The organism is Streptomyces sp. NPDC037401 (genome assembly GCF_055602345.1).
Genome location: NZ_JBVJWO010000015.1, coordinates 159,611 through 166,176 on the forward strand (window position 1 = coordinate 159,611; position 6,566 = coordinate 166,176).

General features: G+C 73.9%; 9 protein-coding genes. All 9 read left to right on the forward strand.

Annotated elements, in window-relative coordinates:
- Positions 1-102 precede the first annotated feature (102 nt).
- The 9 genes from ACZ7H1_RS18420 (at position 103) to amaP (ending at position 6,460) form a co-directional block, all read left to right on the forward strand.
- Positions 103-837 (forward strand): hypothetical protein, encoded by a 735-nt coding sequence (locus ACZ7H1_RS18420; protein ID WP_470787861.1) that lies wholly within the window; start codon positions 103-105, stop codon positions 835-837.
- Between the two features lie 133 nt (positions 838-970).
- Positions 971-2,569 carry an ABC-F family ATP-binding cassette domain-containing protein gene (locus ACZ7H1_RS18425; protein ID WP_470787862.1) on the forward strand — a complete coding sequence of 533 codons (1,599 nt, stop codon included), beginning with the start codon at positions 971-973 and terminating at the stop codon, positions 2,567-2,569.
- 452 nt (positions 2,570-3,021) lie between these two features.
- Positions 3,022-3,243, forward strand: coding sequence for a helix-turn-helix domain-containing protein (locus tag ACZ7H1_RS18430; protein ID WP_470787864.1), 222 nt, complete (start codon positions 3,022-3,024; stop codon positions 3,241-3,243).
- Positions 3,244-3,371: 128 nt separating this feature from the next.
- A complete protein-coding gene (locus tag ACZ7H1_RS18435) occupies positions 3,372-4,151 on the forward strand; it encodes an enoyl-CoA hydratase/isomerase family protein (protein WP_470787866.1) in 780 nt (259 codons plus the stop codon).
- Between the two features lie 113 nt (positions 4,152-4,264).
- Positions 4,265-4,687, forward strand: a complete 423-nt coding sequence (locus ACZ7H1_RS18440) for an Asp23/Gls24 family envelope stress response protein (RefSeq protein ID WP_470787867.1) — start codon at positions 4,265-4,267, stop codon at positions 4,685-4,687.
- A gap of 27 nt (positions 4,688-4,714) precedes the next feature.
- On the forward strand, positions 4,715-4,900 hold the full coding sequence (locus ACZ7H1_RS18445) for a hypothetical protein (RefSeq protein ID WP_470787869.1): 186 nt from the start codon (positions 4,715-4,717) through the stop codon (positions 4,898-4,900).
- Between the two features lie 5 nt (positions 4,901-4,905).
- On the forward strand, positions 4,906-5,304 hold the full coding sequence (locus ACZ7H1_RS18450; protein ID WP_470787871.1) for an Asp23/Gls24 family envelope stress response protein: 399 nt from the start codon (positions 4,906-4,908) through the stop codon (positions 5,302-5,304).
- A complete protein-coding gene (locus ACZ7H1_RS18455) occupies positions 5,301-5,897 on the forward strand; it encodes a DUF6286 domain-containing protein (protein WP_470787872.1) in 597 nt (198 codons plus the stop codon). The genes ACZ7H1_RS18450 and ACZ7H1_RS18455 overlap by 4 nt, the downstream gene beginning before the upstream one ends.
- Before the next feature lie 8 nt (positions 5,898-5,905).
- Positions 5,906-6,460 carry an alkaline shock response membrane anchor protein AmaP gene (gene amaP / locus ACZ7H1_RS18460; protein WP_470787874.1) on the forward strand — a complete coding sequence of 185 codons (555 nt, stop codon included), beginning with the start codon at positions 5,906-5,908 and terminating at the stop codon, positions 6,458-6,460.
- Positions 6,461-6,566: the final 106 nt, after the last annotated feature.

A 6,566-nucleotide genomic window follows, 5' to 3' on the forward strand; every position in this document is an offset into this window, starting at 1 on the left:
TGGTGCGCACGGACGGGCACGGCGCCGGGCGAGGGCCGAACGGGCGACCCCCGCCCGGCGCAGCCCGCCCCGGCCGCCCCCCGCGGCTACGCTCCGGAACCCGTGACCCCTGCGCCGACCCCGCGCCGCCGACCCCGCGCCCCGCGGCGCCCGGCACCCGCGGCCCTCCTGTCCCTGGCCCTGGCGGCCGCACTGGCCCTCGCCCTGTCCCTGGCCGGGAACGGAGGCGGCCGGCACCCCGGCCGCGCCCCCTACGGCGACCGGCTCACCCCCCACCCCGGCCCCCGCCCGGCCACCGGGGCCGAACCCGTCGCGCGCCTGCAGCACGGCGCCGTGCACGCCTACCGGCCCGGCGCCGCCCGGCCCGCCTGGACCTACCGCCGCGACGGCAGCCGCCCCCTCGCCGTCCGCGCCGTACCCGGCCACGCCTTCACCCTCTGGGACGACGGCCTGGTGACCGACACCGCGCCCGCCGGCGGCTCCGTCCGCTGGCACCGCGCCGTACCCGGCCTCCCCGGCCGGCCCGCGGGAGTGCTCCAGCCCCTCGACCCCGCCGCGCGGATGCTCGCCGTGATCACCCCCGCACGCATCTCCGCGTACCGCACCGAGGACGGCGACCTGCGCTGGATCGCGCCCGCCCCCGCCGGCTGTGCCCACGACGCCGCCCGCCAGGCCCGGATCGGCGGGGTGCTGCTGATCGCCCGGCCGTGCACGGACCCCTCCGTGCCCTGGCCGCGGACCGTGGTCGCCGTCGACGCCCTGGGGCGGGTGACCCCGCACCGGCGCCCGCTGGGCAACGGGCGCCCGGGTGAGGCCACTCACAGCCCCGGAAAGTAGTTGCGTACCCCCGTTAGAATGGTCCGCATGTCACATCTCCTTGTGCACTAGCGGCGTCGAAGAGTCGCGCCCTGCCTCACTGGCGCGAGCAGCGCTGTCCTTCCGCCGTCCACCCCCGCCCTGGAGTATTTCCGTGATCACCGCAACCGGCATCGAGCTGCGTGCCGGCGCCCGCGTCCTCATCGAGTCCGCCTCCTTCCGCGTCGCCAAGGGCGACCGCATCGGCCTCGTCGGCCGCAACGGCGCCGGCAAGACCACCCTCACCAAGTGCCTCGCGGGCGAAGGGCAGCCGGCCGGCGGCTCGATCGCCCGCTCCGGCGAGGTCGGCTACCTCCCGCAGGACCCGCGCACCGGCGACCTCGACGTGCTCGCCCGCGACCGGATCCTCTCCGCCCGCGGCCTGGACGTCCTGATCCGCAAGATGCGGCAGAACGAAGAACGCATCTCCACCGGCTCCGGCGCCACCCGCGAGAAGGCCCTGCGCCAGTACGAGCGCCAGGAGACCGAGTTCCTCACCAAGGGCGGCTACGCCGCCGAGTCCGAGGCGGCGACCATCTCGGCCGCCCTCGGCCTGCCGGACCGCGTGCTCGGCCAGCCCCTGCACACCCTCTCGGGTGGTCAGCGCCGCCGCGTCGAACTCGCCCGGATCCTGTTCTCCGACGCCGACACCCTGCTCCTCGACGAGCCCACCAACCACCTCGACGCCGACTCGATCGTCTGGCTGCGCGACTACCTGAAGACGTACCGCGGCGGCTTCATCGTGATCTCCCACGACGTCGACCTCGTCGAGACCGTCGTGAACAAGGTCTTCTACCTCGATGCGAACCGCGCCCAGATCGACGTCTACAACATGGGCTGGAAGCTGTACCAGCAGCAGCGCGAGGCCGACGAGAAGCGCCGCAAGCGCGAGCGCCAGAACGCCGAGAAGAAGGCCGCGGCCCTGAACTCGCAGGCCGACAAGATGCGGGCGAAGGCCACCAAGACCGTCGCCGCGCAGAACATGGCCAAGCGCGCCGAACGGCTGCTCTCCGGCCTGGAGGCGGTCCGCGTCTCCGACAAGGTCGCCAAGCTCCGCTTCCCGGACCCGGCGCCCTGCGGGAAGACCCCGCTCACCGCCGAGGGCCTGTCGAAGTCGTACGGCTCGCTGGAGATCTTCACCGACGTCGACCTGGCCATCGACAAGGGCTCCCGCGTCGTCATCCTGGGCCTCAACGGCGCCGGCAAGACCACCCTGCTGCGCCTGCTGTCGGGCACGGAGAAGCCCGACACGGGTCAGGTCACCCCGGGCCACGGCCTCAAGCTCGGCTACTACGCCCAGGAGCACGAGACCCTCGACCCCGAGCGCACGGTGCTGGAGAACATGCGCTCCTCCGCCCCGGACCTGGACCTGGTCGAGGTCCGCAAGACCCTCGGCTCGTTCCTGTTCTCCGGCGACGACGTCGACAAGCCGGCAGGCGTGCTCTCCGGCGGCGAGAAGACCCGGCTGGCCCTGGCCACCCTGGTCGTCTCCTCCGCCAACGTGCTCCTCCTCGACGAGCCCACCAACAACCTCGACCCGGCCAGCCGCGAGGAGATCCTCGGCGCGCTGCGCACCTACAAGGGCGCCGTCATCCTCGTCACGCACGACGAGGGCGCGGTCGACGCCCTGGAACCGGAGCGGATCATCCTGCTCCCGGACGGCGTCGAGGACCTGTGGGGCCCGGACTACAAGGACCTGGTGGCGCTGGCCTGACCCGCGGCCTGACCCGCGGCCTGACCCGCGGCCTGACCCGCGGCCCGGCCCGCGGCCTGACCCGCGGCCCGGCCCGCGGCCCGGCCCGCGGCCCGGCGGGCCGGCCCTCGGGAGGGCCGATGGCGTCCTCGGCCTGGTCCGCGCCGTGATCCCGTGCGTTCTGGATCATTCGGCTCATGCGTGATCCATCATCTGAGTGAGGCGGTCTGGTACCGCTGCGTGCTGTACACCGGCCCCGGTCGTGTCCCCCTGCGGGACGGGACCGGGGCTTTGCGTTGATCCTTTGGCCGTTCTGACCTGCCGATTCCCCTCCGTGGCGGGTCCGGGGCGGGGCCCGCCGGCGGCCCGCGCGGAAATTGCCGCCGCACGGACCTTGTCGAATGGGTGGCCAGGAAGGCCGGGAGGGGTGATCATGAGAAGCACCAGAGCGCACTTCCCATGAGGAGGCACGGGTGGCCGAGACTCTGAAGAAGGGCAGCCGGGTAACCGGCGTCGCGCGCGACAAGCTCGCGGCAGACCTGAAGAAGAAGTACGACTCCGGTGCGAGCATCCGGGCGCTGGCCGAGGAAACCGGCCGCTCCTACGGATTCGTCCACCGGATGCTCAGCGAGTCCGGAGTCACGCTGCGTGGTCGCGGTGGTGCGACGCGCGGCAAGAAGGCGGCCACGGCCTGACCACAGGCGAGGCCGAGGACCACCGACCACCGTCATCACCACCTTCGTGACCCCCGGTCGGCCGAGAGGTCGACTGGGTGGTTACTGTGCAGTCACTTAACAGTCGGCTGCTCTTTCCGGAGGCGATGATGACTCTGCTCGACAAGGACGGCGTACGGCTCACCGTCGAAGACACGGTCGCCACGGTGACACTGACCAATCCGGCCAAGCGAAACGCTCAATCCCCCGCGCTCTGGCGGGCGTTGACGGAGGCCGGGCGGTTGCTGCCGGGCAGCGTGCGGGTCGTCGTCCTGAACGGCGAAGGGCAGTCCTTCTCCGCAGGACTCGACCGCCAGGGGTTCACCCCCGAGGGCTTCGAGGGAGAGCCGTCCTTCCTCGACCTCGCGCGCGGTTCGGACGAGCGTCTCGACGCGACCATCGCCGAGTACCAGGAAGCCTTCACCTGGTGGCGGCGCAACGACATCATCACCATCGCCGCGGTGCAGGGTCACGCCATCGGCGCGGGGTTCCAGCTCGCCCTCGCCTGCGACCTGCGCGTCGTGGCCGATGACGTGCAGTTCGCCATGCGCGAGACGAGCCTGGGCCTGGTGCCGGACCTGACCGGCACCCACCCGCTCGTCTCCCTCGTGGGCTACGCCCGCGCCCTGGAGATCTGCGCCACCGGCCGCTACGTCCAGGCGCCGGAGGCCGAGCGGATCGGCCTGGCCAACCTCGTGGTGCCCGCGTCCGAGCTCACCGACGCGGTCAAGGACCTGACCGCCGCCCTGCTCTCGGCGCCGCGTGACGCCGTCGTCGAGACGAAGACCCTGCTGCGCGGGGCGGCCGCCCGCTCGTACGACGAGCAGCGGGCCGCGGAGCGGGCCGCCCAGGCCCGCCGCCTGCGCGACCTGGCGGGCATCGCCGACTGACACCCGCGCCGGCCGGGGGATACACCGAGGGGTGTATCCCCCAAGCGCCGACGGGTGTGTGCGCTTACGGTGGTCAGGGAGCCCGCCCCGCCCGCCCGAAGGGACACAAGGCGATGACCGAGAACGACACCGGCAAGACCCGTCCGGCCGAACGCGGCCGCACCACCATCGCCGACGGAGTGGTCGAGAAGATCGCCGGCCTCGCCGCCCGCGAAGTGCTCGGCGTACACGCGATGGGCGGCGGCCTCTCCCGCACGCTCGGCGCCGTACGCGACCGCGTGCCCGGCGGCGGCAAGTCCTCCGTCTCGCGCGGGGTGAAGGCCGAAGTGGGAGAGGTCCAGACGGCCCTCGACCTGGAGATCGTCGTGGACTACGGCGTGTCGATCCGGGACGTGGCCGGGGCCGTCCGTGAGAACGTCATCTCGGCGGTGGAACGGATGACGGGCCTCGAAGTCGTCGAGGTCAACATCGCGGTCACCGACGTCAAACTGCCGGACGAGCCGGACGAGGAGCCGGAGACCTCCCGGCTCCAGTAGGCGTACGGCGGCCGAGAGGAGCGTGCGATGAGCATGGCCGTGGCCGGCCTGTTGGCCGGCATGGCGCTGGGGTTCGCCGGGTACTTCGGCGGCTTCGGGGCCTTCCTGCTGGTGGCGGCACTCGGCGCCATCGGCTTCGTCGCCGGCAGGTTCTTCGACGGGGACCTGCAGCCGGGCGACTTCTTCCGCTCGCGTGACGACCGGCGGCGGTGACGCCCGTGACCGTGCCCACGCCGGCCCCCGCCCCGCAGCCCGCCGCCCGGCCCGCTCGCCGGGCCCGCATCGAGGCCGTGGACCGCGGGGCCACCCGGATCGCGGACCGGGTCGTCGCCAAGATCGCCGCGCAGGCGGCCCGGGAGGCACTCGGCGCGGGGGTACCGCCCGAAGGCAGCGCACCCCATGCATCCGTCACCGTGCACCATGACATTGCACGCGTGCACATCAGCCTCGAACTCGGCTACCCCTCCGACGTCGGCGCCCAGTGCGCCGCCGTACGCCGCCGCGTCGCCGAGCGCATCGAGGAGCTGGCGGGCATGACGGTGCCCGAAGTGGACATCGACGTGGAACGCCTGCACTCCGTCCACACCAGCCCGGCCGCCCGGACCAGGCTGCGATGACCACACCCCCGCCCGCCCACCCCGGCGAACCGCCCCGGCCGTCCCCGGCCGCCCGCGTCCGCCGGTTCCGCTCCACCCGCCGCGTCCCCGCGGCCCTGACCGCCGCCGTGCTGCTCGGCACGGCCGCGCTCTTCCTCTACGACGTGGCCGCAGTCCGCGCCGACCGGCCCGGCATGGCCTGGCGCCGCGCCCTCGCCGACCGGCTGGAGACGCACACCCTCGACGAACCCGGCGTGGTCGCCGCGGCGGTCCTCCTCGTCCTCGTCGGCGTGCTGCTCCTGGTCCTCGCCGCGACCCCGGGGCTGCGCGGCGTGCTTCCCATGCACAGCCCCGCGGGGGTACGGGCCGGACTCACCCGCAAGGCGGCCCGCCTGATCCTGCGCGACCGCGCCATGGAGGTCTCCGGCGTGCAGAGCGTCCGGGTGTCCGTGGGCCGCGCCCGGATCGGCGTACGCGCCGTCTCCCACTTCCGCGAACTGGACGAGGTCCACGACGACCTCGACGCGGTCCTCGCGGTCGCCGTCGAAGAACTGGCGCTCGCGCGCCCCCCGCACGTGCACGTACGGGTCACCCGGCCGGCCCGGAAGGGATGAGGGGAAACATGCTCGCAGTGGTCAACCGCGTCCTGCTGGGACTCGTCGGCCTGGTCCTCACCGCCCTGGGGGCTGCGGTCCTGACGGGCATCCGGCCGTTCTCGGGACGCCACGACGTCCTGCTCGCCGAGGCGGAGCGGCAGCGCTGGCGCGACGAGGGCTGGTGGTGGCCGGTGGTCCTGGCCGCCCTCGCGGTCTCCGTACTGCTCGCACTGTGGTGGCTGCTCGCCCAGCTGCGGCGCTCGCGGCTCACCGCCCTCCTCGTCGACACCGGCGACGGCGCCGGGGCGGTGCTGCGCGGCAACGCCCTGGAGGGAGCGCTGACCGCGGAAGCGGGAGCGATGGAGGGCATTGCACGGTCACATGTCACCCTGCACGGTCGCCGCGGCGCGCCCTCCGCCCGGGTCCGCCTGCTCCTCGAACCACACGCCGTACCGGCCGACGCGCTGGCCGGACTCGCAGGCGAGGTACTGGCGCACGCCCGCGAGTCGGCGGGCCTGCCCGGCCTCACGGCGGAGGCCCGCCTGCACGTCGCCGGCCACCACGCCCAGCGCGTCACCTGACGGGCGGGGGGGGGGGGGGGGGGGGGGGGGGGGGGGGGGGGGGACGCGGGGGGGGGGGGGGGGGGGAGGGGGGTAGGCCGTAGAACCTGCCCCGTACCCCCCCCCC

Bases quoted from the DNA above. Each gene is read 5' to 3' on its own strand.
- ACZ7H1_RS18435 (WP_470787866.1), top strand. From the start codon at position 3,372: ATGACTCTGCTCGACAAGGACGGCGTACGGCTCACCGTCGAAGACACG.
- ACZ7H1_RS18440 (WP_470787867.1), top strand. From the start codon at position 4,265: ATGACCGAGAACGACACCGGCAAGACCCGTCCGGCCGAACGCGGCCGC.
- ACZ7H1_RS18445 (WP_470787869.1), top strand. From the start codon at position 4,715: ATGAGCATGGCCGTGGCCGGCCTGTTGGCCGGCATGGCGCTGGGGTTC.
- ACZ7H1_RS18455 (WP_470787872.1), top strand. From the start codon at position 5,301: ATGACCACACCCCCGCCCGCCCACCCCGGCGAACCGCCCCGGCCGTCC.
- amaP (WP_470787874.1), top strand. From the start codon at position 5,906: ATGCTCGCAGTGGTCAACCGCGTCCTGCTGGGACTCGTCGGCCTGGTC.